The organism is Pseudomonas sp. NPDC087336 (genome assembly GCF_044744285.1).
Lineage (GTDB): Bacteria > Pseudomonadota > Gammaproteobacteria > Pseudomonadales > Pseudomonadaceae > Aquipseudomonas.
Genome location: NZ_JBIUYA010000001.1, coordinates 174,943 through 197,098, shown reverse-complemented (window position 1 = coordinate 197,098; position 22,156 = coordinate 174,943). Strand labels below are relative to the sequence as shown.

Here is a 22,156-nt window from a genome sequence, read left to right as displayed (position 1 = left end):
AGGAGATAACAAACCCTTGTAGGAGCGAGCTTGCTCGCGATGAACGTTAACGATAACGCGGGGTGCCTGACGGTCAGCGGTGTCGTGACGCTCATCGCCAGCAGGCTCGCTCCTACAGGGTCAGAGGTACCTGCGCAAAAACAAAACGCCCCGCACAGGCGGGGCGCAGTATATCGGGTGACTCAGTTCCAGCCAGCGCGATCCATCATGCGAATCGCTTCGGCCTGGCGTTTGCCGGCGACTTCCACCGGCAGGGTATCGGCAATGAACTTGCCCCAGGCAGCGACTTCGGCCGATGGCTGCACAGTCGGGTTAGCCGGGAATTCCTGGTTCACGTCGGCGAAAATCTTCTGCGCCTCCGGTGTGGTCATCCACTCCACCAGGGCCTTGGCCGCTTCCGGGTGCGGCGCGTGCTTGATCAGGCCGATGCCCGAGAGGTTGACGTGCACGCCGCGATCCGCCTGGTTCGGCCAGAACAGTTTAACCGGCAGATCCGGCTTCTGTTTGTGCAGGCGGCCATAGTAGTAGGTGTTGACGATACCGACGTCGCACTGGCCGGCATTGATGGCCTCGAGCACTGCCACGTCGTCGGAGAACACGTCAGTGGACAGGTTGTTGACCCAGCCCTTGAGGATCTTCTCGGTCTTCTCGGCACCGTGTACTTCGATCATGGTGGCGGTCAGGGACTGGTTGTAGACCTTCTTCGCCGTGCGCAGGCACAGGCGACCTTCCCAGTTCTTGTCGGCCAGTGCTTCGTAGGTGGTCAGTTCGCCCGGTTTCACCCGATCGGTGGAATAGGCGATGGTCCGCGCCCGCAGGCTCAGGCCGGTCCAGGCATGGGAGGCCGCACGGTATTGCAGCGGAATGTTGGTATCGATGGTTTTCGAGGTGAAAGGCTGGAGGATGCCCATCTGCTCGGCCTGCCAAAGGTTACCGGCATCGACGGTCAGCAGCAGGTCGGCGGGCGTATTCTCGCCCTCGGCCTTGATCCGCTGCATCAGCGGCGCTTCCTTGTCGGTGATGAACTTCACCTGGGTGCCGGTTTTCGCGGTGTAGGCATCGAACACTGGCTTGATCAGTTCGTCGATGCGCGAGGAGTAGACCACCACCTCGTCAGCGGCCTGGGCGGCGGTGCTGCCGATCAGGGTCAGGGCCAGTGCGGTCAGTAGACGCTTCGGTGCCAACATGGGAGCGGTCTCTCGATTGAAAAAGTTAGGCCAAATGATAAGGACTCACATTTCCCTTCTCAATCGAACACTTTGCGGAGGAGTTACCAGATGTTGCACGAGGAGAGGTTTGCAGTGACTGTGCCGCCGCCATCGCGAGCAAGCTCGCTCCCACAGGGTCTCATATGTATTCACATAATCTGTGAGCACTGGAGATAACTGTGGGAGCGAGCTTGCTCGCGATGGGGCCATAAGCCTCAACAAAAATCTCAAGCCTTGGCCAGCGCCGGCAAATCCCCCATCAACCCCAGCGCCTCACGCACGAACAGCGCCTTGGCCTCGGGCATCCGGTCGACCAGGTTCAACCCGGCGTTACGCAACAAGCGCACCGGCAACGGATCCGCTTGGAACAGCCGCTCAAAACCTTCCATCGCCGCCATCAGCGCCAGGTTATGCGGCATGCGCCGACGTTCGTAACGGCTCAGCACCTTCACATCCGCCAGGCGCTCGCCACGGGTCGCCGCGTTCAATAGCACTTCGGCCAGCACCGCGGCATCGAGGAAACCGAGGTTCACACCCTGCCCGGCCAACGGGTGAATGGTGTGCGCGGCGTCGCCGATCAAGGCCAGGCCTTCTGCCACGTACCGCTTGGCATGGCGCTGACGCAGCGGCACGCACAGACGCGGATCGGCACTCAGTACCGTGCCGAGTCGACCTTCGAAGGCCCGTTCCAGCGCACGACAGAAACCCTCGTCGTCCAGCGCCATCAAGTGCGCGGCTTCGCTCGGCGTGGTCGACCAGACGATCGAGCACCAATCCTGCTGACCGTCGCGCTCAAGCGGCAGGAACGCCAGCGGGCCATTGTCGGTAAACCGCTGCCAGGCAGTCGCTTGATGCGGTTTGGCGCTGCGCACACTGGTGACGATGGCGTGGTGCAGGTAATCCCACTCCCGCGTGGCGACACCGGTCAGGCGCCGCACCGCCGAGTTGGCGCCATCCGCCGCGATCACCAGCGGCGCGCGCAAGGTTCGGCCATCGGCCAGGGTCAGCAGCCAGTCGTCGCCGGAGCGGCGCATCTGCTCCAGGCGTGCGTTGGCCAGCATGCCCAGGTCACAGTCGTGCAAACGGTCGAGCAAGGCGTCCTGAACCACGCGGTTCTCGACGATATGGCCCAGCGTATCGGCATGCACGCTGGCCGCCGAAAAGTGGATTTGCCCGGTGCCGCTGCCATCCCAGACCTGCATCTCGCTGTAGGGGCTGCTGCGCCGGCTGGCAATGCCGTCCCAGACACCCAGGCGTTCGAGAATTCTCTGACTGGCAATCGACAATGCGCTCACGCGCGGCTCGAACGGCGCCTGCGGGTCAAAGGGTTTGACGCTCAACGGGCTGCCATCGAGCAGCAGGACTTCCAGCCCGCTGTCCTGCAACGCCAGCGCCAGGGCGCTGCCGACCATTCCGGCCCCGACAATCAGCAGATCTGCGCGCATTTCCATGCTTTAAGCCTGTCTCGCTTGCGGCTTGAGCCGCACGTAAAGGGTTTTTCCGACGCGCGCCACCAGGTTGCCGGCGCCGTCATGAATATCGACCTGCAATTGCGGCAGGTACTTCCTGCCCTCCGCCGTCTGCCGGCGGATCTCGTCGAGCAAGGTGTCATCGATGTTGAAACGGGCGAACACCGGACCTTTGCCCGGCGCGATGAAGTCAATGTCGGCGGCCTTGTCCCAGACGATGTACTCGCGACCGAGATTTTCCATCAACATCAGCATGAAGAACGGGTCGACCATCGAATACAGGCTGCCGCCGAACTGCGTGCCGACGTAGTTGCGGTTGTACCAACTAAGGCCCATGGACACCTGGATGTCACGGAAGTCATCGCTGATGTGCCGCACCCGAACCCCGGCGCCAAGGTACGGCGGATAGAGGTTCATGAACCGGCACATCAAGCGGGCCTTGCCAAACTTGCGTGTCAGCCAGTTAAACATCAGGGCGGGTACCCAGGCCCATGGCTTGCCGGGCGAACCAACGCTTGGCCGGTGGCAGCAGGTCAAGGCCAAGCAGGCCCAGATTGCGCCCCAATGACACCAGCGGCTGAGTACTGCCGAACAGGCGCGTGACCTGATCGGAGAAGCCCACGGTGAGGTTCTGGTCCAGTCGCTGGCGCTCGCGGTAATCCTGCAAGGTGGCGAGGTCCCCCGGCAGGTGTTCACTGGCGAGCAGCGCATCGGCCAGCGCCTGGGCATCGCGCAGTGACAGGTTGAACCCCTGGCCGGCAATCGGGTGCAGGCTGTGGGCAGCATTGCCGAGCACCACCAGGTGCGAGCGCACCTGCTCTTCGGCCTCCACCAATGCCAGTGGATACAAGTGCCGCACACCGACTTGCTTCAAGGTGCCAAGGCGATAACCGAACACGCCCTGCAGCTCGCTGAGGAAACTGCGATCATCAAGCGCGGCCAGCCGTTGCGCATCCATGCCCAGACGGGTCCAGACCAGCGCACAACGGTTGTCCGGCAATGGCAGGAACGCCATCGGGCCATCGTCGGTGAAGCGCTCGAACGCCATGCCGCCATGGGCTTCGCTCGGGGTGATGTTGGCGATCAGCGCGCTCTGGTTGTACGGGCGCTTTTTAATGCCGATGCCCAGTTGCTCGCGCAAGCCTGAACGGCCGCCATCGGCGAGCACCGCGAGATCGCAATCGAGTGTGGTTTCGTCATTCAGGGTCAGGCGGTAGCCGTCGGTGAGCGGTTCCATGCGCGTGACTTCCGCCGGGCAACGCCAGCTGATCACATCCTTGTCCAGACCCTGCCACAGGCAATGGCCGAGCCAGGCGTTTTCCACCACGTAACCCAGCGCTGGAACGCCCTCCTCCATCGCCGACAGTCGTGCCGTGGAAAAACGCCCCCGGTCAGAGACGTGAATCTGCTTGATCGGCTCCGCGCGGCGGGAGATTTCCTGCCAGACACCCAAGCGCTGGTAAATCTGCCGCGCACCGAAGGACAACGCCGTGGAACGCGCGTCGTAACTAGGCTGCCAGGTGTCACCGGGGGCAAACGGCTCGATCAGTACGATCTTCCAGCCACGGGCCTTCGCCCCGGCCTGCAAGGCCAACGCCAGGCTGGCGCCGACCAGGCCTCCACCGATAATCGCCAGATTGACTCGATTCATGCCGCTTGTGTCCGTGCTTGCGCCATCAGGGCCTCGATCTCGGCGACGGTTTTCGGTACGCCTTTGGTCAGGATTTCACAGCCGGTCTTGGTGACCACGACATCGTCCTCGATGCGCACGCCAATGCCGCGCCATTTCTTCGCCACGCTCTGGTTGTCCGGAGAAATGTAGATCCCCGGCTCCACGGTCAGCGCCATGCCCACCTCCAGCACACGCCATTCGCCGCCGACCTTGTACTCGCCGACGTCATGCACATCCATGCCCAGCCAATGACCGGCGCGGTGCATGTAAAACGCTTTGTAGGCTTCGCTGGCAATCAGTTCGTCGACGTCGCCCTGCAACAGTCCCAGCTCGACCAGGCCCGAGGTAATCACCCGCACCGTGGCTTCGTGGGCCTGGTTCCAGTGTTTGTTCGGGGCAATCTCGGCAAACGCGGCTTCCTGGGCGGCCAGCACCAATTCGTAGATCGCCTTCTGTTCTGCAGAGTATTTGCCGTTGACCGGCCAGGTACGGGTGATGTCGCTGGCGTAGCAGTCGATCTCGCAACCGGCGTCGATCAGTACCAGGTCGCCGTCCTTGAGCAGCGCGTCATTCTGCTGGTAGTGCAGGATGCAACTGTTGCGCCCCGCCGCGACGATCGAGCCGTAGGCCGGCATCTTCGCCCCGCCCTTGCGAAACTCGTAATCGAGCTCGGCTTCCAGGCTGAACTCATGCAACCCGACACGGCTGGCCTGCATTGCACGCACATGTGCCTGGGCGGAAATCCGTGCGGCTTCGCGCATCACCTTCACTTCTGCCGCCGATTTATACAGGCGCATGTCGTGCAGCAGGTGATCCAGGGCAACGTATTCGTTCGGCGGCTGGGCGCCTAGGTTGGCCTTGGAGCGGATCACGTTGATCCATTCCATCAGGTGCCGGTCGAATTCCGGGTTGCTGCCCATGGCGGAATACACCCGGTCGCGACCTTCGATCAGGCCGGGCAGGATGTCGTCGATATCGGTGATCGGGAAGGCGTCGTCGGCACCGAAGTCGCGAATCGCGCCCTCTTGCCCGGCCCGCAGGCCGTCCCACAACTCGCGCTCGGCGTTGCGTTCACGGCAGAACAGGATGTATTCACCGTGCAGACGCCCCGGGATCAGGACCAACACGGCCTGAGGCTCGGGAAAACCGCTGAGGTACTGGAAATCGCTGTCCTGGCGATAGACGTGCTCGACGTCGCGGTTGCGGATGGCTACCGCGGCGGCGGGCAGGATGGCGATGCTGTTGGGTTCCATCTGCGCCATCAACGCCTTGCGACGACGGCTGTATTCCGACTTAGGGATATGAATCATGGGCAGATGGCTTTCCCTGGCTTTTTGGTCAGTGCAGCGACGGCTTGGCGGCAGCCGCTACGTCTTTCTTTGTTTCCGAGAACAGCAGCAGCGGCGCGATGCGCACGTACTCCATGACTTCCATATAGTCGCTTTCGCCGTCGTCGGACTCTTCCAGAGCGTCTTGCACCTGGGAAATGGCCGCCAGATCCTGCAACACTTCGGTGGCCTCGTTGCTCAGCATGCTACTGTCGCGGCAGTTCAAGCCAAAACCACTGAGGAAGCCCTGGCACCATTGGCCCAGTGCCGCGGCGCGTTCGGCCAGCGGAGCGTCGTCGGTCGGCAGCAACAGGACCACGGTTACGTCGTCGCCGGTGAGCTCACCCTTGACCATCTCCTGCAGGCCGATCAGGGCCGCGCGGACGTTGTCCTGGGGCTCGCTTTCGAGCAGTTCGGCGGCGTCGATCAGCCAGCCTTCGGCATCGAAACCGGCGCCGGCGCAGCTGCGGCCAAGCAGCAGGCCGTGCAGTTCGGCAGGCGAGACGTTATGGCCGCTGGAGGTCAGCAGGGTGGCGAAGCCTTGGTACGGGGAATTCTGAATGGTCATGGGCAGCTAGGCGCCAGACGGCGCTATGTCTAGAATGAAGGCCTTGTATCCTACATCGACTACCCCTGTAGGAGCGAGCTTGCTCGCGATGCTCGTCAACGATAACGCTGGGGTCCTGACACCCCGCGGCGTTCTCAGGTTCATCGCGAGCAGGCTCGCTCCTACAGTCCGACTCCCATCAGACAGTGAAAACTATGGAAGACACCGACCTGCAAGCGCTGATGGCCAGACTCGAACTGCTGATTACCCGAGTCGAGCAACTTAAGAGCCAAAACGGACTCTTACTAGCTCAGGAAAAGACCTGGCGCGAGGAACGCGCGCACCTCATTGAAAAAAACGAAATCGCTCGGCGTAAGGTCGAATCGATGATTTCGCGCCTCAAGGCCCTGGAGCAAGACTCATGAGTTCAAGCAATAGCGTCACCGTGCAGATCCTCGACAAAGAATATTCGATCATCTGCCCCCAGGAAGAGCGCAGCAACCTGGTGAGCGCCGCTCGCTATCTGGACGGCAAAATGCGCGAAATCCGCAGCAGCGGCAAAGTCATCGGCGCCGATCGCATTGCCGTGATGGCCGCGCTGAACATCACGCACGACCTGCTGCACAAGGAAGAGCGACCGGACATCCAGGCCAGCGGTTCGACCCGCGAACAGGTGCGCGACCTGCTTGATCGTGTCGACCTGGTGCTTGCCACTGATCCGGATGTCACCAAAGGCTGATTCGCGTCACCGCTTGCGGTATACTCTGATCACTCCCTGGGGTGCTTGCCAGTTGGCGATGTCCCTGAGCCGATTTGCTATACCCTGGAGGTCGCACGTTGGGCTGGTGTGCATGTCCGCTAGACGGAAAGCCTTAAAGCCTACTGCGTCTTCCACCTTGAACTTTCGGGTTCAAGGGCTAAGTCGACAGCGGTACATCCGGGGAGCCTGATTCCAGTCCGATGCCGGTTTTAATACCGGCATCGGCGTTTTTACAGCTCTGCTTTTTTACAGATACGCTTTACGAACGCGTATAGCCGAAGCCCGAATTCATGACCGAACCTGCGCTGCTCCCTCGACCGCAACTTCGACGCATGCTGCGCAAGGCCCGCCGCGCACTGACACCCAGTCAGCAGCGCCAGGCGGCTCGCGGGCTTTACAAACAATTGGCCCAGCAACCGCTGTTCCGCCGCGCCAAACACATCTCTCTTTATTTGCCCACCGACGGTGAAATCGATCCGCGCCTGTTGCTGCGCGCGGCTCAACGGCGGGGCAAGGCCACTTATCTACCGGTGCTCAGTGCCTGGCCGCGAACCAAAATGGTGTTCCAGCGGATTCGCCCCGGCGAAAAGCTCAAGCCCAATCGCTTCCGTATCCTCGAACCCAGGCACAACCTCGCCCGGCAACGCAAAGTCTGGGCGCTGGATCTGGTGCTGCTGCCATTGGTGGGGTTTGACGATGTCGGCGGACGCCTGGGCATGGGCGGCGGCTTCTATGATCGAAGCCTCGCCTACCTGGCGCGCCGTAATGACTGGCGCAAGCCGACATTGTTGGGGCTGGCCCATGAATGTCAGAAGGTCGAGCGACTGGCTCAGGCTAGCTGGGATGTGCCGTTGCAAGGAACGGTGACGGACAAGGCCTGGTATTACTCAGGCTAGACGCCACCGGGATCAGCGGCGTCGAAAAGCAAAGGTCAGCGTTTGAAGGCTGTCGACTGTTGCTGCAATGCCGAGATTTCGACCGGTGCATCGGTCTTGTTGACCCAAAGGCTTTGGGCATAGCCAGTGGTCACGACGCCGAGGCCGAACAAAATGACCAGAATCCATAGTAAATCCGGTTTGCGTTTCATCGATTGCCCCCCAAAGGCATATCAACACGATGACAGCAGCGGTTTCCGTTTGTAGGCCGTGCAGCAGCGTCAAGCTTGAAAGGCCGGCATTTTGCGACAACGTGAACCGCCACGCAAATGCTGACGTCAACCGACTGTCGGTTTGTCATAAAATTGCCGGACAACCTCTCCACCCACTTTGCAAGGAGCCGAACAATGGCCTATTGGCTGATGAAATCCGAGCCCGACGAACTCTCGATCAAAGGCCTGGAACAGCTTGGCAAAGCGCGCTGGGACGGGGTTCGCAACTATCAGGCGCGGAATTTTTTGCGCGCCATGGCGGTGGGGGACGAGTTCTTTTTCTATCATTCGAGCTGCCCGGAACCGGGGATTGCCGGGATTGGCAAGATCGTCGAAGCGGCGTACCCGGACCCGACGGCGCTGGAACCTGAGAGCCATTACTACGACCCCAAGGCAACCCCTGAGAAAAACGCCTGGAGCGCGATCGATGTCGCGCACGTTGAAACGTTTACCAAGGTGTTGAAGCTGGATTATCTAAAACAGCAACCGGCGCTGGCCGAGATGCCACTGGTGCAGAAGGGCTCGAGACTGTCGGTGATGCCGGTGACAGCGGATCAGTGGGCAGCGGTGATTGCCTTAAAGACTTGAGTCATTTATCGCCTGTACTGGCCTCATCGCGAGCAAGCTCGCTCCCACAGGGTTCTGTGGTGAACATGTGATTGTGCTTCTACACAATCCACTGTGGGAGCGAGCTTGCTCGCGATGGCGCCCGCTCAAGCAATAGAAGTCTTATTGAATGATCAAGTTGTTGAACAACAGATCCTCAACCACCGGCTTGCCGGTTTCATCGTTCATGATCTGCTGGGTTTGCTTCAGGGCTTCCTGACGCAGTTTTTCCTTGGCCTCGACATTGTTCATCGTCTCGCTGGACTGCTGGGCAAACAACGCCACCAGTTGATTGCGAATCAGCGGTTCATTGGCCTTCACCGCTTTGGTGGCCTCGTCACCGGTCACGCGCAATGCCACATCCGCCTTGTAGACCTTGAGCTTCGGTGTGCCATCGAGCCCATAGTTACCCACGAACGGCGGGCTCAAGGTGACGTAATTGACCTTCGGCGCAGCCTCTTCCTTGGCCTCTTCAGCCACCGCTGCCATAGGCAGGGACAGGGCCAGTAACAACATGATCCACGCTTTCACAATTCGCTCCTTATCCGGTTTGCGGCCTAGCATAACCACCCGCCACGCCAGCACAAGCTTATGGCTGACTATCAGTGCCGAGCATGCTCGTTGACCCGTCGACTCTCACACCTACACTTATCGGCCATCACTCCCAAAGGAATAGCCCTGATGAAAGCCGTGCTGTGCAAAGCCTTCGGCCCCGCCGAATCGCTGGTGCTGGAAGACGTCGCCAGTCCTGTCGCGAAGAAGAATGAAATCCTGCTGGAGGTACACGCCGCCGGGGTGAACTTTCCCGACACACTGATCATCGAGGGCAAGTACCAGTTCAAACCACCCTTCCCGTTTTCCCCGGGCGGTGAAGCCGCCGGCGTCGTCAGCGCAGTGGGCGAAAAGGTCAGCCACCTGAAAGTCGGTGACCGGGTCATGGCCCTGACCGGCTGGGGCAGTTTTGCCGAACAGGTTGCGGTGCCGAGCTACAACGTGCTGCCGATCCCGCCCACCATGGACTTCAACACCGCCGCTGCCTTCAGCATGACCTACGGCACCTCGATGCACGCCCTCAAGCAGCGCGGCAACCTGCAACCCGGTGAAACCCTGCTGGTACTGGGCGCCTCCGGCGGTGTCGGCCTGGCGGCAGTGGAAATCGGCAAGGCCATGGGCGCCCGGGTAATCGCCGCGGCCAGCAGCGCGGAAAAACTCGCCGTGGCCAAGGCAGCGGGTGCCGACGAGCTGATCAACTACAGCGAAACCAGCCTCAAGGACGAAATCAAGCGCCTCACCGATGGCCAGGGCGCCGACGTGATCTACGACCCGGTGGGTGGTGACCTGTTCGACCAGGCCATCCGCGCCATCGCCTGGAACGGTCGCTTGCTGGTGGTCGGCTTTGCCAGCGGACGCATTCCCGAGTTACCGGTCAACCTCGCACTGCTCAAGGGTGCAGCAGTGCTCGGCGTGTTCTGGGGCTCGTTTGCCCAGCGTCAGCCGCAGGACAACGCCGCCAACTTCCAGCAATTGTTTGGCTGGTTTGCCGAAGGCAAGTTGAAGCCGCTGGTGTCGCAGGTGTATCCGCTGAGCAATGCTGCGCAGGCGATCAATGATCTTGGTCAGCGCAAGGCGGTCGGGAAGGTAGTGGTGCAGGTTCGTTAAGCCCGACAATCGGTCTGGACTTCGATAAACGTTGTTCAGACCGTATTTTGCCAGGCCAATTACTAAAGCAACTTTCGAATGTCCTGCGGCAAGTACCTCACGTATCTGGAAACAGGGTTGTTCCGACATTCCCTGACAATGATTGGCACTTTGCGGTTCAGTTGGGCAATCAGTTCCAGTCGTCGTTCGTTCGATAACATGGCTGAAGAAAACGCTTTCGTCAGATAAGCACGGGTGTAGTAGAACGCCGCGGAATCTGTCCATCCGTGTTCCGGGGAGCGAACAAGGGCCTCATTGAGGTCGCGACATCGCAGCTCGTTGAGCCATTTGTTGGTATCGATCGTCATATCCCAATCGTATCCAAACACCATCGGCGCAACCATTTCCTGTTCCGCAGGTTTACCGCCATCGACTGTCCAGGGCTTGAACCGCCACTGTGCTATCGCCACCCTGGTCGCTTCGGCCAGGTCCGGGTGATCGCTTTGCACAATCCTCACCTTGTTGATTGAACCATCTGCCATGACCGTGAACCCGACCCGGACAGTACCGACGATCCCGGCCCTTTGCAGCGCCAGTGGATATATCGGCTTGGGATTGTTCTCCGGTATCACAAAAAATTCTTCAGCCCGGATTTCGCCAGCAACAACCAGGATCAACATCAACGCAAACCACCGCATACCCCCTCCCTCTTGATGCAAATGCCAGTTCCTGGCCGCAAAAAAAAGGCTACAGACCGACGGCCTAAAGCTGAAGGTCGTGGCTTCCGGTAAAGGCGCAGGACATTTCCCAAAGTCCTGCCTTACACCCGCCACACCCTCCGCATCAAAAAGGAACGCAGTAATAATTCCTACAACGCCCTTCATTTACACCTGTGCGACATGTTCATAAAGGAACGCTCGAATTCCAACATTTCCGCTGTTTGGCGAATGCGAACCGGTGCTATTTTCGGTAACGAAACTGTAACATTCGCATCCGCAGTCAAAACAAGAAATTTGGAGCTCTTGAATGTTTGCTTTCTTTCGTCCTGCCGCACATCAGGCTCCCTTGCCTGAAGAAAAAATAGACAGCACCTACCGACGCCTGCGCTGGCAGATCTTCGCCGGTATCTTTATCGGCTACGCCGGTTACTACCTGCTGCGCAAGAACTTCTCCCTGGCCATGCCCTATCTGATCGAAGAGGGCTACACCCGTGGGGAACTGGGCGTGGCGCTGTCGGCGATCGCCATTGCCTATGGTTTGTCCAAGTTCCTGATGGGCATCGTTTCCGACCGCTCCAACCCGCGCTACTTCCTGCCGTTTGGCCTGATGGTCTCGGCGGCGGTGATGTTCATTTTCGGTTTTGCGCATTGGGCGACGTCCAGCGTGACCATCATGTTCGTCCTGCTGTTCATCAATGGCTGGGCGCAAGGCATGGGCTGGCCGCCGAGTGGGCGGACCATGGTGCACTGGTGGTCGCAGAAGGAACGCGGCGGCGTGGTGTCCCTGTGGAACGTGGCGCACAACGTGGGTGGTGGCTTGATCGGCCCGCTGTTCCTGATCGGCATGGGCCTGTTCAACGACTGGCACGCGGCGTTCTACGTGCCGGCGGCGGTGGCCATGGCGGTCGCGGTGTTTGCCTTCATCACCATGCGCGACACCCCGCAATCGGTCGGCCTGCCGCCGATCGAGAAGTACAAGAATGACTACCCGGAAGGCTACGACGCCAGCCACGAAGAAGAATTCAGCGCCAAGGAAATCTTCGTCAAGTACGTACTGCGCAACAAGATGCTCTGGTACATCGCCCTCGCCAACGTCTTTGTCTACCTGCTGCGCTACGGCGTACTGGACTGGGCACCGACCTACCTCAAGGAAGCCAAAGGTTTCACCGTGGACAAGACGTCCTGGGCGTACTTCTTCTACGAGTGGGCCGGCATTCCGGGCACACTGCTGTGCGGCTGGATGTCGGACAAGATCTTCCGTGGCAACCGTGGCCTGACCGGCATGGTGTTCATGGCATTGGTGACTGTGGCAACGCTGGTGTACTGGCTCAACCCGGCCGGCAACCCGACGGTCGACATGATTGCGCTGGTTTCCATCGGCTTCCTGATCTACGGCCCGGTGATGCTGATCGGCCTGCAAGCGCTGGAGCTGGCACCGAAGAAAGCCGCCGGTACGGCTGCGGGCTTCACGGGTCTGTTCGGCTACCTGGGCGGTTCGGTCGCGGCCAGTGCGGCGATGGGCTACACCGTGGACCATTTCGGCTGGGATGGTGGTTTCGTCCTGCTGATCGGTGCCTGCCTGTTGGCGATGGCCTTCCTTGCGCCAACCCTTTGGCACAAACAGGTCGCCAGTCAGAGCCGCGAAGCACTCGCTTGATCATCCTTTGATTTGCAGCGCTTGAGCCGCGCCTCCAGATTCCGGTCTGGCATGGCGTGGCTACGCAGGGCGTGGGCGGTCTGCTCGACATAATCGCGAGTAGTGCCGTAACGCCCGCAAGCGTTTTCGAACACGTGGCTCAGTACGTGATCCGGCAAGTTGCCGGCATAGCTGGGCAAGTGCCGCTCCAGGACAAACCCCAATGCCTGAACCTTGCTGCCGTCTTCAAGCCGGCAGTTGAGCCAGTGCGGGCGATAGGATGGAAACGGCATCTCGCGCTTCCAAAGCGCATACAGTGACGCGTCCAGCTGTTCTTCGGGCAGGCGATAGGCAAAACCGCTGCAGGAGCCGCCGCGATCCAGACCGAATACCAGCCCGGGCATTTCCGGCGTGCCACGATGCTCGTGGGACCACAGGTACAAGCCGCGATGGTAGCCATGTACTCGCCCGCGAACACGCTCGACCGCCGTGCACTCAGGGCGCCAGATCAACGATCCATACGCGAACAGCCACACCGGCCCGCCTTTATGGCGCGCCATGGTCGATTGCATCGAGCTGAGCAATTGTTCGTGCGTGAGTTGCGGCCCCAGATCGAGCTGCGGAGGGTAGGACAGGTTCAAAAACGAAGATTCAATGGCGCTCATGGCGAATAGCGTTCAGCTCCCCGCGAGTAAAACAGTTACTAAATAGAACGCACCGCTGTAGCAATAAGGCACATATGTATTCAAGTAAATGAAGCGCCTTGGCGCAACTCTTAATTAATTACTTGAATGAGATATAACCTACCGACATTTATAAGATCTTATAAATACCGATAGGCTATATACGCAGTTATAACGGCAGGTCCTGCATGGGCAGGCTCAAGCGCGCGGCTCAAGAGCGCGGTGCGTACGCAAACACATCGGCGCGCATCTGGTGCGCGTCCATCCCCGCCTCGACCAGCGCATCCAGGGTGCCGTAGACCATGGCCGGCGAGCCACTGGCGTATACGTGCAGGGCCTTGAGATCGGGAAAATCTTCGCATACCGCTTCATGCAACATGCCGCAACGCCCCTGCCAGCCGCATTGGTCGCTGACGACTTTATGCAGGAACAGATTGGGCAGTTTCAGCCACTCATCCCAATGCTCGACGTCATAGAAGTCTTCAGGACGACGCACGCCCCAATACAGATGCACGGGATGCTTGAAGCCTTGTGCACGGCAATGTTCAATCAGGCCATGGACCTGGCCCATTCCAGTGCCCGCGGCAATCAGCACCAGCGGACCGTCCGGCAACTCGGCCAGGTGCGCATCACCGAACGGCATGTCGACACGCACCATGGCGTTGCGCTGCAGTTGCTCGATCAGGTTGAGCGCACTGGCTTCGCGCGCCAGCACGTGGATTTCCAGATCACGCCCAGCGGAGGGTGCCGAGGCCAGGGAGAAGGACGACTTCTCGCCGTTGTCGCGATGGATCATCAGGTACTGGCCCGCGTGATAACGCGGTGGCTTGCCGGCGGGGGCCCGCAGCCGCACCCGCCAGGTATCGCCGCCGACCTCGGTGCAACTGGTGACCTGACACGACAGACTGCGCACCGGCAACTCTCCCAGCGCGAGCACGCCATCCCACAGCACGATGCAGTCTTCCAGCGGCTCTGCTATGCAAGTGTAGAACTCGCCATGGTCGCGCACGAGACCCGACTGCTCGACGCGCCCTTCCACCAGCAGTGCAGCGCACACATGGCAGTTACCGTTGCGACAGCTTTGCGGGCATTCATAGCCCAGGCGGCGTGCGCCATCGAGAATCCGCTCGCCGGGCAAGATATCCAGTACGGCTCCGGAGGGCTGCAAGGTTACACGCATCAATCTATTCCTAACTGATTCCAGATGGCATCGATCCGCTGGGTCACGGCGTCGTCCTTGACGATTACACGGCCCCACTCGCGCGTGGTTTCACCCGGCCATTTATGCGTGGCATCGAGCCCCATCTTCGAACCCAGGCCGGACACCGGCGAGGCAAAGTCGAGGTAGTCGATCGGCGTGTTTTCGATCATCACCGTGTCACGCTTGGGGTCCATGCGCGTAGTAATGGCCCAGATCACGTCGTTCCAGTCCCGCGCGTTGATATCGTCGTCAGTGACGATAACGAACTTGGTGTACATGAACTGTCGCAAAAACGACCAGACACCCAGCATTACCCGCTTGGCATGGCCTGGGTACGACTTCTTCATGGTCACGACGGCCATGCGGTACGAACAACCTTCGGGCGGCAGGTAGAAGTCGGTGATTTCCGGGAACTGCTTCTGCAGGATCGGCACGAACACTTCGTTCAGCGCCACACCCAGAATCGCCGGCTCATCCGGCGGACGACCGGTGTAGGTGCTGTGGTAGATCGGCTTGATACGATGGGTAATGCGCTCGACCGTGAACACCGGGAAGCTGTCGACTTCGTTGTAGTAACCCGTGTGGTCGCCGTACGGACCTTCATCGGCCATCTCGCCCGGGTGGATCACGCCTTCCAGGATGATCTCGGCGGTGGCCGGTACTTGCAGGTCGTTGCCACGGCATTTCACCAGCTCGGTACGGTTACCGCGCAGCAGGCCGGCGAAGGCGTACTCGGAAAGGCTGTCCGGTACCGGGGTCACGGCGCCAAGAATGGTCGCCGGGTCAGCGCCCAGTGCCACGGCGACCGGGAACGGCTGGCCAGGATGTTTTTCGCACCATTCACGGTAATCCAGCGCGCCGCCACGGTGGCTCAGCCAGCGCATGATGACCTTGTTGCGACCAATCACTTGCTGACGGTAGATGCCGAGGTTCTGCCGGTCCTTGTTCGGACCTTTGGTGACCGTCAGGCCCCAGGTGATCAGCGGCGCGACATCGCCTGGCCAGCAGGTCTGCACCGGCAACGTCGACAGATCGACGTCGTCGCCTTCGATGACCACTTCCTGGCAGATCGCATCCTTGACCACCTTGGGTGCCATCGAGATGATCTTGCGGAAGATCGGCAGCTTGGACCAGGCGTCTTTCAGCCCCTTTGGCGGCTCGGGTTCCTTGAGGAACGCCAGCAATTTGCCGATTTCACGCAGCTCGCTGACCGCTTCGGCGCCCATGCCCAGCGCCACGCGCTCGGGGGTGCCGAACAGATTGCCGAGCACGGGAATGTCAAAACCGGTGGGCTTTTCGAAAAGCAGGGCCGGGCCCTTGGCGCGCAAGGTGCGATCGCAGACCTCGGTCATTTCGAGCACTGGGGACACCGGAACCTGGATGCGCTTGAGTTCGCCGCGCTGTTCCAGGCCGCTGATAAAGTCGCGCAAGTCGCGATACTGCATGCGTGAGCCTCGTGTTGGCCGTGGCGTTCGGGGCAGGCAGTTTAGCGCCGAACCCCTCTATTCAGAACCACGAACTGCCGGTTGAGCAAAAATCAGATAGCAAAAAGCCGGGTTTCCCCGGCTTTTGCTGGCCTATCGACTTACTTGCGCTTCATCGACAGGAAGAACTCATCGTTGGTCTTGGTCGTTTTCAGCTTGTCGACCAGGAACTCGATGGCAGCCACTTCGTCCATCGGGTGCAGCAGCTTGCGCAGGATCCACATGCGCTGCAGCTCGTCGTCGGCGGTCAGCAGCTCTTCGCGACGGGTACCCGAACGGTTGATGTTGATGGCCGGGAACACACGCTTTTCAGCGATGCGGCGATCCAGAGGCAGTTCCATGTTGCCGGTGCCTTTGAATTCCTCGTAGATCACTTCGTCCATCTTCGAGCCGGTTTCAACCAGCGCGGTGGCGATGATGGTCAGCGAGCCGCCTTCTTCGATGTTCCGCGCGGCGCCGAAGAAACGCTTCGGTTTCTCCAGGGCGTGGGCATCGACACCACCGGTCAATACCTTGCCGGAGCTCGGGATCACGGTGTTATAGGCACGGGCCAGACGGGTGATGGAGTCGAGCAGGATCACCACGTCCTTCTTGTGCTCGACCAGGCGCTTGGCCTTCTCGATCACCATTTCGGCAACCTGCACGTGGCGGGTTGGCGGCTCGTCGAACGTCGAGGCAACCACTTCGCCGCGCACGGTGCGCTGCATTTCGGTCACTTCTTCCGGACGTTCGTCGATCAGCAATACGATCAGATGAACTTCAGGATTGTTACGCGCGATATTCGCCGCGATGTTCTGCAACATGATCGTCTTACCGGCTTTCGGCGGTGCAACGATCAGACCGCGCTGGCCTTTACCGATCGGGGCGCACAAGTCGATGACTCGACCGGTCAAGTCTTCGGTGGAACCGTTACCGGCTTCCATCTTCATGCGCACGGTTGGGAACAGCGGGGTCAGGTTCTCGAAGAGAATCTTGTTTTTCGCGTTTTCCGGACGGTCGAAGTTGATCGTGTCGACCTTGAGCAGCGCGAAATAACGCTCGCCTTCCTTCGGAGGGCGGATCTTGCCAACGATGGTGTCACCGGTGCGCAAGTTGAAGCGACGGATCTGGCTCGGCGAGACGTAGATATCGTCTGGGCCGGCGAGATAGGAGGCGTCTGCAGAGCGGAGGAAGCCGAAGCCGTCCTGGAGAATCTCCAGCACGCCATCACCGGAGATTTCCTCGCCGCTTTTCGCGTGCTTTTTCAGCAGGGAGAAAATCACGTCCTGCTTGCGCGAACGGGCCATATTTTCTATGCCCATCTGTTCGGCCAATTCGAGCAGTTCGGTAATCGGCTTTTGCTTGAGTTCAGTCAGATTCATATAGGAATGACGTAATCATTTATGGAGGGGGGAAATTAAGCTTTTGGCTTAATGAGGCCGCGCCGCGGAGAAGGCGACAGGATCGCGTACTTATTCGAAAAGGAGAGCGTCGGCGACGGCTAGCAGGGGGCACTGGAGAAACCAGCGCGGGGCCGAATGTAACACTTGAGTTTCGGAGCGTCTAGCCCTCTACAACGAAAAAAGCCCCGCTAATTGCGGGGCCTTTTTCTGACACGCTGTAACGACGCTTAGATGTTGGCGTCGAGGAAAGCCGCCAGTTGCGACTTCGACAGTGCGCCGACCTTGGTCGCTTCAACGTTGCCGTTCTTGAACAGCATCAGCGTCGGGATACCACGCACGCCGTGCTTGGCGGGGGTTTCCTGGTTTTCGTCGATGTTCAGCTTGGCAACGGTCAGCTTGCCTTTGTAAGTCTCTGCAATTTCGTCCAGGACAGGAGCGATCATTTTGCAAGGGCCGCACCACTCAGCCCAGTAGTCGACCAGTACAGCGCCTTCAGCCTTGAGTACGTCGGCCTCGAAGCTAGCGTCGCTAACGTGTTTGATAAGATCGCTGCTCATGGAATTCTCCAGGGTTGTAAGCAAAAAAACGTGGCCCATCATAACGGCCCTTCCCTCGTTCAGGAAGGTGCAGATGATTGAGTCTCGCTATGGTGTTCCATGAGTTTGGGTATAGCCCAGGTCACGCCGTGGCGGGAGCGACGAACGCAATTCCAGTGCGCAGCGACGCGTTGCGCACGTGTTCATGCATGGCCTTTTGCGCAGCCCCCGAGGCCCGGCGCGCCAGCGCGCGAAGGATCTTGCGGTGTTCCTGCCAGGTTTCCATGGCCCGCTCGGCCCGGATGAACGGTAGCTTCTGGCTTTCCAGGAAGATGTCGGCACTGGCGGTCAGGATGCTCACCATCGCCTGGTTGCCGCTGGCCAGCAAAATGCGTCGGTGGAATTCAAAGTCCAGGCGCGCCGCCGCTTCGAAGTCGCCCCGCTTGAGTTCGTCGCGCATGGCGGCGACGTTATCTTCCAGTGCATCGAGCTCATCGGTACTCAAGGTCACGGCCGCCAGCCCCGCAGCGAAGCCCTCCAGTGCATAACGCAACTGGAAGATATCCAGGGGCGAAGCCTGTGCCGCGAACGGCCAACAGGGTGCCGCCTCACCTCTGGGCAGCTCCACGGGCGACTGCACGAACACGCCTTTACCCGGCTGGATACTGATGACACCCAGGGCGCTGAGCGATGACAGCGCCTCGCGCAACGATGCCCGACTGACACCCAATTGCACGGCCAGGTCCCGTTGCGAGGGCAAGGCATCCCCCGGCCCGAAACCCTGTTCGGTGATCAATTTGCGGATGGCTTGCAGCGCCACTTCGGGTACGGCGCGAGAGATCGAATTCATGGTTTTCCAGTCGAACCAGGCCAATGTGCGATCAGTTGTAAAGCTATTCGCCGCGCCCGGCAAGTCGTGCCCCATGGGGGTTCGATTGCATTCACGGCTGCGCCATCGGGGTGCGAAAGACCACCTGACTGTTCAGACCAGTAAGACCGTGCGACGCCAGCAAAACCGCGGCCTGGTGCCCCGAATCCGCCATGTTGGCATGGCCCGTGCTCTGTCCATCCGCAGAAATCACTTCTCGAAGATCCGGAGACTTGCCATGACCCAGCGTTACAGCGCCCTCATCATAGCCTTGTTCGCCAGCCTCGTGCTGAGCCAGGCCCCCGCCCACGCCGACGCTCTGGAAGATGTGGTCAAGCGCGGCGTCCTCAAGGTCGCCGTACCGCAGGACTTCCCGCCCTTCGGCTCGGTAGGCCCGGACATGAAGCCGCGCGGCCTCGATATCGACACCGCCAAACTGCTGGCCGACCAGCTCAAGGTCAAACTTGAACTGACCCCGGTCAACAGCACCAACCGCATCCCGTTCCTGACCACCGGCAAGGTCGACCTGGTGATTTCCAGCCTGGGCAAGAACCCCGAGCGGGAAAAAGTCATCGATTTCTCCCGCGCCTATGCGCCGTTCTACCTCGCCGTGTTCGGTCCGCCAGACGCCGACATCAAAAGCCTGGACGACCTCAAGGGCAAAACCATCAGCGTCACCCGTGGCGCCATCGAAGACATCGAACTGACCAAAGTCGCCCCCGAAGGCGTGACCATCAAGCGTTTCGAAGACAACAACTCGACCATCGCCGCGTACCTGGCCGGGCAAGTCGATCTGATCGCCAGCGGCAACGTGGTGATGGTCGCGATCAGCGAGAAGAGCCCCAAACGCGTGCCGGCGCTGAAAGTGAAACTCAAGGACTCGCCCGTCTACGTGGGCGTGAACAAGAACGAGCCGGCGCTGCTGGACAAGGTCAATCAGATTCTCGTGACCGCCAAGAGCGACGGTGCTCTGGAGAAAAACGCCCTGGCCTGGTTGAAAGAACCGCTGCCGGCCGACCTCTGATCCGGCGCGCAGGAGACACGTTATGGCTTATCAGTTCGATTTCTTGCCGGTGGTGCACAACACCGACCTGCTGCTGCGCGGTGCGTTGTTCACCCTTGAGCTGACGGCCATCGGCGCGGTGCTGGGGGTGGGCCTGGGCATCGTCGGGGCGCTGGTGCGGGCGTGGAACATCCGCCCCTTCGCCGGAATTTTCGCGGTCTACGTCGAGTTGATCCGCAATACGCCGTTTCTGGTGCAGTTGTTTTTCATCTTCTTCGGCCTGCCGTCGCTGGGCGTGCAGATTTCCGAATGGCAGGCAGCGGTGCTGGCGATGGTGATCAATCTGGGCGCCTATTCGACCGAGATCATCCGCGCCGGTGTCCAGGCGATCCCGCGAGGCCAGCTGGAGGCTGCGGCGGCACTGGCGATGACGCGCTTCGAAGCCTTCCGCCACGTGGTGCTGCTGCCAGCGCTGGGCAAGGTCTGGCCGGCCCTGAGCAGCCAGATCATCATCGTCATGCTCGGCTCGGCGGTCTGTTCGCAGATCGCCACCGAAGAACTGAGCTTCGCCGCCAACTTCATCCAGTCACGCAACTTCCGCGCCTTTGAAACCTATGCCCTGACCACGTTGCTCTATCTGTGCATGGCCTTGTTGATCCGCCAGTTGCTGAACTGGATCGGCCACCGCTTCATTGCCAGGAGCAGCCGATGAGCGATTTCACCTTCTGGGACATCGTGCGCAACCTGCTCACGGGCCTGCAATGGACACTGGCGTTGTCACTGGTGGCGTTCGTAGGCGGCGGGCTGATCGGCTTGCTGATCATGCTGATGCGCCTCTCGAACAAATCCCTGCCGCGCAGCTTTGCCCGCACCTACATAGAACTGTTCCAGGGCACGCCGCTGTTGATGCAGCTGTTCCTGGTGTTCTTCGGGGTGGCGCTGGCCGGGGTGGAGATTTCGCCGTGGGCCGCCGCGGCAATCGCCTTGACGTTGTTCACCAGCGCCTATCTGGCGGAGATCTGGCGCGGTTGCGTCGAGTCGATTCCCCACGGCCAGTGGGAAGCCTCGTCGAGCCTGGCGCTGAACCCCCTGGAGCAACTGCGCTACGTGATCCTGCCACAAGCGTTGCGCATCGCCGTGGCGCCGACCGTGGGTTTCTCGGTGCAAGTGGTCAAGGGCACTGCCGTGACCTCGATCATCGGTTTCACCGAACTGACCAAGACCGGCGGCATGCTGGCCAACGCCACCTTCGAGCCTTTCATGGTCTACGGCCTGGTCGCCCTCGGCTACTTCCTGCTCTGCTACCCCTTGTCCCTCAGTGCGCGCTACCTGGAAAGGAGACTGCATGCCTCTGCTTAGAATTTCCGCCCTGCATAAATACTATGGCGACCACCATGTGCTCAAAGGCATCGACCTGAGTGTCGAACAAGGCCAGGTGGTGGCGATCATCGGCCGCAGCGGCTCGGGCAAGTCGACCTTGCTGCGCACCCTCAACGGCCTGGAATCGATCAACGATGGCGTCATCGAAGTCGACGGCGAATACCTCGACGCCGCCCGCGCCGACCTGCGCAGCCTGCGGCAGAAAGTCGGGATGGTGTTCCAGCAGTTCAACCTGTTCCCGCACCTGACGGTCGGCGAGAACGTGATGCTCGCGCCACAAGTGGTGCAGAAAGTACCGAAAACCAAGGCCGCCGAACTGGCGCGACAGATGCTGGAACGGGTCGGGCTTGGGGAGAAGTTCGATGCCTTCCCCGATCGACTGTCCGGCGGGCAGCAACAGCGAGTCGCCATTGCCCGCGCACTGGCGATGTCGCCCAAGGTGTTGCTGTGTGACGAAATCACCTCGGCACTGGACCCGGAACTGGTCAACGAGGTGCTGAGCGTGGTTCGGCAACTGGCCAAGGAAGGCATGACGCTGATCATGGTCACCCATGAGATGCGCTTTGCGCGGGAGGTTGGGGATAAGTTGGTGTTCATGCATCAGGGGTTGGTGCATGAGGTGGGTCATCCGAAGGAGTTGTTTGCCAATCCGCGGACGGTGGAGCTGGCGAATTTCATTGGGACGGTTGAGGCGGCGGGCTGACAGATCTGCGGTGGCTGTCAGGCCCTCTTCGCGGGCAAGCCCGCTCCCACAGTGCCCCGTGTAAATCGACAATTTTGTGATCGACACAAAAACCTGTGGGAGCGGGCTTGCCCGCGATTGAGCGCGCAGCGGTCACCAACTTCCCTGCACTGGATCAAGGCTTTGAACACAACGCGTTGGCGCCAG

Annotated in this window: 25 protein-coding genes and 1 other RNA gene; 11 read left to right on the top strand and 15 right to left on the bottom strand. The window is 60.3% G+C overall.

Going from position 1 to position 22,156, the window contains the following annotated elements; all coding sequences use genetic code 11:
- Nucleotides 1–182: 182 nt before the first annotated feature.
- The 6 genes from ACIO0C_RS00930 to ACIO0C_RS00905 all read right to left on the bottom strand — a co-directional run bounded on the left by ACIO0C_RS00930 (nucleotide 183) and on the right by ACIO0C_RS00905 (nucleotide 6,245).
- A complete protein-coding gene (locus tag ACIO0C_RS00930) occupies nucleotides 183–1,187 on the bottom strand; it encodes an extracellular solute-binding protein (RefSeq protein WP_401306694.1) in 1,005 nt (334 codons plus the stop codon).
- 248 nt (nucleotides 1,188–1,435) lie between these two features.
- Nucleotides 1,436–2,653, bottom strand: a complete 1,218-nt coding sequence (locus ACIO0C_RS00925) for a 2-octaprenyl-3-methyl-6-methoxy-1,4-benzoquinol hydroxylase (protein WP_401307328.1) — start codon at nucleotides 2,651–2,653, stop codon at nucleotides 1,436–1,438.
- 9 nt (nucleotides 2,654–2,662) lie between these two features.
- Nucleotides 2,663–3,148, bottom strand: a complete 486-nt coding sequence (locus ACIO0C_RS00920) for a DUF4442 domain-containing protein (RefSeq protein WP_401306692.1) — start codon at nucleotides 3,146–3,148, stop codon at nucleotides 2,663–2,665.
- Nucleotides 3,141–4,328, bottom strand: a complete 1,188-nt coding sequence (ubiH, locus tag ACIO0C_RS00915) for a 2-octaprenyl-6-methoxyphenyl hydroxylase (protein WP_401306689.1) — start codon at nucleotides 4,326–4,328, stop codon at nucleotides 3,141–3,143. Before ubiH ends, ACIO0C_RS00920 begins: the two co-directional genes overlap by 8 nt.
- Nucleotides 4,325–5,659 (bottom strand): Xaa-Pro aminopeptidase, encoded by a 1,335-nt coding sequence (gene pepP / locus ACIO0C_RS00910; RefSeq protein WP_401306686.1) that lies wholly within the window; start codon nucleotides 5,657–5,659, stop codon nucleotides 4,325–4,327. Before pepP ends, ubiH begins: the two co-directional genes overlap by 4 nt.
- A 28-nt stretch (nucleotides 5,660–5,687) precedes the next feature.
- Nucleotides 5,688–6,245, bottom strand: a complete 558-nt coding sequence (locus tag ACIO0C_RS00905; protein WP_401306684.1) for a YecA family protein — start codon at nucleotides 6,243–6,245, stop codon at nucleotides 5,688–5,690.
- Between the two features lie 194 nt (nucleotides 6,246–6,439).
- Here ACIO0C_RS00905 and ACIO0C_RS00900 point away from each other — a divergent pair, with 194 nt between their 5' ends.
- The 4 genes from ACIO0C_RS00900 to ACIO0C_RS00885 all read left to right on the top strand — a co-directional run bounded on the left by ACIO0C_RS00900 (nucleotide 6,440) and on the right by ACIO0C_RS00885 (nucleotide 7,880).
- Nucleotides 6,440–6,649 carry a TIGR02449 family protein gene (locus tag ACIO0C_RS00900; protein ID WP_007982902.1) on the top strand — a complete coding sequence of 70 codons (210 nt, stop codon included), beginning with the start codon at nucleotides 6,440–6,442 and terminating at the stop codon, nucleotides 6,647–6,649.
- Nucleotides 6,646–6,963, top strand: coding sequence for a cell division protein ZapA (locus ACIO0C_RS00895; protein WP_008055229.1), 318 nt, complete (start codon nucleotides 6,646–6,648; stop codon nucleotides 6,961–6,963). The genes ACIO0C_RS00900 and ACIO0C_RS00895 overlap by 4 nt, the downstream gene beginning before the upstream one ends.
- Nucleotides 6,964–6,993: 30 nt before the next feature.
- A non-coding RNA gene (gene ssrS / locus ACIO0C_RS00890) (6S RNA) lies at nucleotides 6,994–7,172 on the top strand.
- 102 nt (nucleotides 7,173–7,274) lie between these two features.
- Nucleotides 7,275–7,880: a 5-formyltetrahydrofolate cyclo-ligase gene (locus tag ACIO0C_RS00885; RefSeq protein ID WP_401306681.1), complete on the top strand. Its 606-nt coding sequence runs from the start codon at nucleotides 7,275–7,277 to the stop codon at nucleotides 7,878–7,880.
- 35 nt (nucleotides 7,881–7,915) lie between these two features.
- On the opposite strand, the gene ACIO0C_RS00880 is transcribed toward ACIO0C_RS00885, so the two are convergent.
- Nucleotides 7,916–8,071, bottom strand: a complete 156-nt coding sequence (locus ACIO0C_RS00880; RefSeq protein ID WP_401306678.1) for a hypothetical protein — start codon at nucleotides 8,069–8,071, stop codon at nucleotides 7,916–7,918.
- A gap of 195 nt (nucleotides 8,072–8,266) precedes the next feature.
- Here ACIO0C_RS00880 and ACIO0C_RS00875 point away from each other — a divergent pair, with 195 nt between their 5' ends.
- Nucleotides 8,267–8,719, top strand: coding sequence for an EVE domain-containing protein (locus tag ACIO0C_RS00875; protein ID WP_401306675.1), 453 nt, complete (start codon nucleotides 8,267–8,269; stop codon nucleotides 8,717–8,719).
- Between the two features lie 141 nt (nucleotides 8,720–8,860).
- On the opposite strand, the gene ACIO0C_RS00870 is transcribed toward ACIO0C_RS00875, so the two are convergent.
- The gene (locus ACIO0C_RS00870) at nucleotides 8,861–9,268 is read right to left on the bottom strand and encodes a flagellar basal body-associated protein FliL (protein ID WP_401306672.1); all 408 of its coding nucleotides are present in this window, start codon (nucleotides 9,266–9,268) and stop codon (nucleotides 8,861–8,863) included.
- A gap of 150 nt (nucleotides 9,269–9,418) precedes the next feature.
- Between ACIO0C_RS00870 and ACIO0C_RS00865 the strand changes: the two genes are divergently transcribed.
- Nucleotides 9,419–10,396: an NADPH:quinone oxidoreductase family protein gene (locus ACIO0C_RS00865; RefSeq protein ID WP_401306669.1), complete on the top strand. Its 978-nt coding sequence runs from the start codon at nucleotides 9,419–9,421 to the stop codon at nucleotides 10,394–10,396.
- Between the two features lie 62 nt (nucleotides 10,397–10,458).
- Here ACIO0C_RS00865 and ACIO0C_RS00860 read toward each other — a convergent pair whose 3' ends face one another.
- A complete protein-coding gene (locus tag ACIO0C_RS00860) occupies nucleotides 10,459–11,073 on the bottom strand; it encodes an energy transducer TonB (protein ID WP_401306666.1) in 615 nt (204 codons plus the stop codon).
- A 328-nt stretch (nucleotides 11,074–11,401) separates the two neighbouring features.
- Here ACIO0C_RS00860 and glpT point away from each other — a divergent pair, with 328 nt between their 5' ends.
- Nucleotides 11,402–12,751 (top strand): glycerol-3-phosphate transporter, encoded by a 1,350-nt coding sequence (glpT, locus tag ACIO0C_RS00855; protein ID WP_401306663.1) that lies wholly within the window; start codon nucleotides 11,402–11,404, stop codon nucleotides 12,749–12,751.
- On the opposite strand, the gene ACIO0C_RS00850 is transcribed toward glpT, so the two are convergent.
- The 6 genes from ACIO0C_RS00850 to ACIO0C_RS00825 all read right to left on the bottom strand — a co-directional run bounded on the left by ACIO0C_RS00850 (nucleotide 12,727) and on the right by ACIO0C_RS00825 (nucleotide 18,866).
- Nucleotides 12,727–13,395, bottom strand: a complete 669-nt coding sequence (locus tag ACIO0C_RS00850; protein WP_401306660.1) for a gamma-glutamylcyclotransferase — start codon at nucleotides 13,393–13,395, stop codon at nucleotides 12,727–12,729. The genes glpT and ACIO0C_RS00850 overlap by 25 nt on opposite strands.
- A gap of 229 nt (nucleotides 13,396–13,624) precedes the next feature.
- The gene (locus ACIO0C_RS00845) at nucleotides 13,625–14,593 is read right to left on the bottom strand and encodes a CDP-6-deoxy-delta-3,4-glucoseen reductase (protein ID WP_401306657.1); all 969 of its coding nucleotides are present in this window, start codon (nucleotides 14,591–14,593) and stop codon (nucleotides 13,625–13,627) included.
- Nucleotides 14,593–16,059, bottom strand: coding sequence for a 4-hydroxy-3-polyprenylbenzoate decarboxylase (gene ubiD, locus ACIO0C_RS00840; protein ID WP_020797260.1), 1,467 nt, complete (start codon nucleotides 16,057–16,059; stop codon nucleotides 14,593–14,595). The genes ACIO0C_RS00845 and ubiD overlap by 1 nt, the downstream gene beginning before the upstream one ends.
- A gap of 140 nt (nucleotides 16,060–16,199) precedes the next feature.
- Nucleotides 16,200–17,459: a transcription termination factor Rho gene (rho, locus tag ACIO0C_RS00835; protein WP_003206716.1), complete on the bottom strand. Its 1,260-nt coding sequence runs from the start codon at nucleotides 17,457–17,459 to the stop codon at nucleotides 16,200–16,202.
- Between the two features lie 248 nt (nucleotides 17,460–17,707).
- On the bottom strand, nucleotides 17,708–18,037 hold the full coding sequence (trxA, locus tag ACIO0C_RS00830) for a thioredoxin TrxA (RefSeq protein ID WP_003206727.1): 330 nt from the start codon (nucleotides 18,035–18,037) through the stop codon (nucleotides 17,708–17,710).
- 121 nt (nucleotides 18,038–18,158) lie between these two features.
- Nucleotides 18,159–18,866: a FadR/GntR family transcriptional regulator gene (locus ACIO0C_RS00825; RefSeq protein WP_401306652.1), complete on the bottom strand. Its 708-nt coding sequence runs from the start codon at nucleotides 18,864–18,866 to the stop codon at nucleotides 18,159–18,161.
- Between the two features lie 256 nt (nucleotides 18,867–19,122).
- On the opposite strand from ACIO0C_RS00825, the gene ACIO0C_RS00820 reads away from it, so the two are divergent.
- Genes ACIO0C_RS00820 through ACIO0C_RS00805 form a run of 4 tightly spaced genes read left to right on the top strand, consistent with a single transcriptional unit; the run spans nucleotide 19,123 to nucleotide 21,970 of the window.
- Nucleotides 19,123–19,908, top strand: coding sequence for a transporter substrate-binding domain-containing protein (locus tag ACIO0C_RS00820; RefSeq protein WP_401306649.1), 786 nt, complete (start codon nucleotides 19,123–19,125; stop codon nucleotides 19,906–19,908).
- A gap of 22 nt (nucleotides 19,909–19,930) precedes the next feature.
- Nucleotides 19,931–20,599, top strand: coding sequence for an amino acid ABC transporter permease (locus tag ACIO0C_RS00815; protein ID WP_180202205.1), 669 nt, complete (start codon nucleotides 19,931–19,933; stop codon nucleotides 20,597–20,599).
- Nucleotides 20,596–21,246 (top strand): amino acid ABC transporter permease, encoded by a 651-nt coding sequence (locus ACIO0C_RS00810; RefSeq protein WP_401306645.1) that lies wholly within the window; start codon nucleotides 20,596–20,598, stop codon nucleotides 21,244–21,246. The genes ACIO0C_RS00815 and ACIO0C_RS00810 overlap by 4 nt, the downstream gene beginning before the upstream one ends.
- A complete protein-coding gene (locus ACIO0C_RS00805; RefSeq protein WP_401306642.1) occupies nucleotides 21,233–21,970 on the top strand; it encodes an amino acid ABC transporter ATP-binding protein in 738 nt (245 codons plus the stop codon). Before ACIO0C_RS00810 ends, ACIO0C_RS00805 begins: the two co-directional genes overlap by 14 nt.
- The last annotated feature ends 186 nt before the right edge of the window (nucleotides 21,971–22,156 follow it).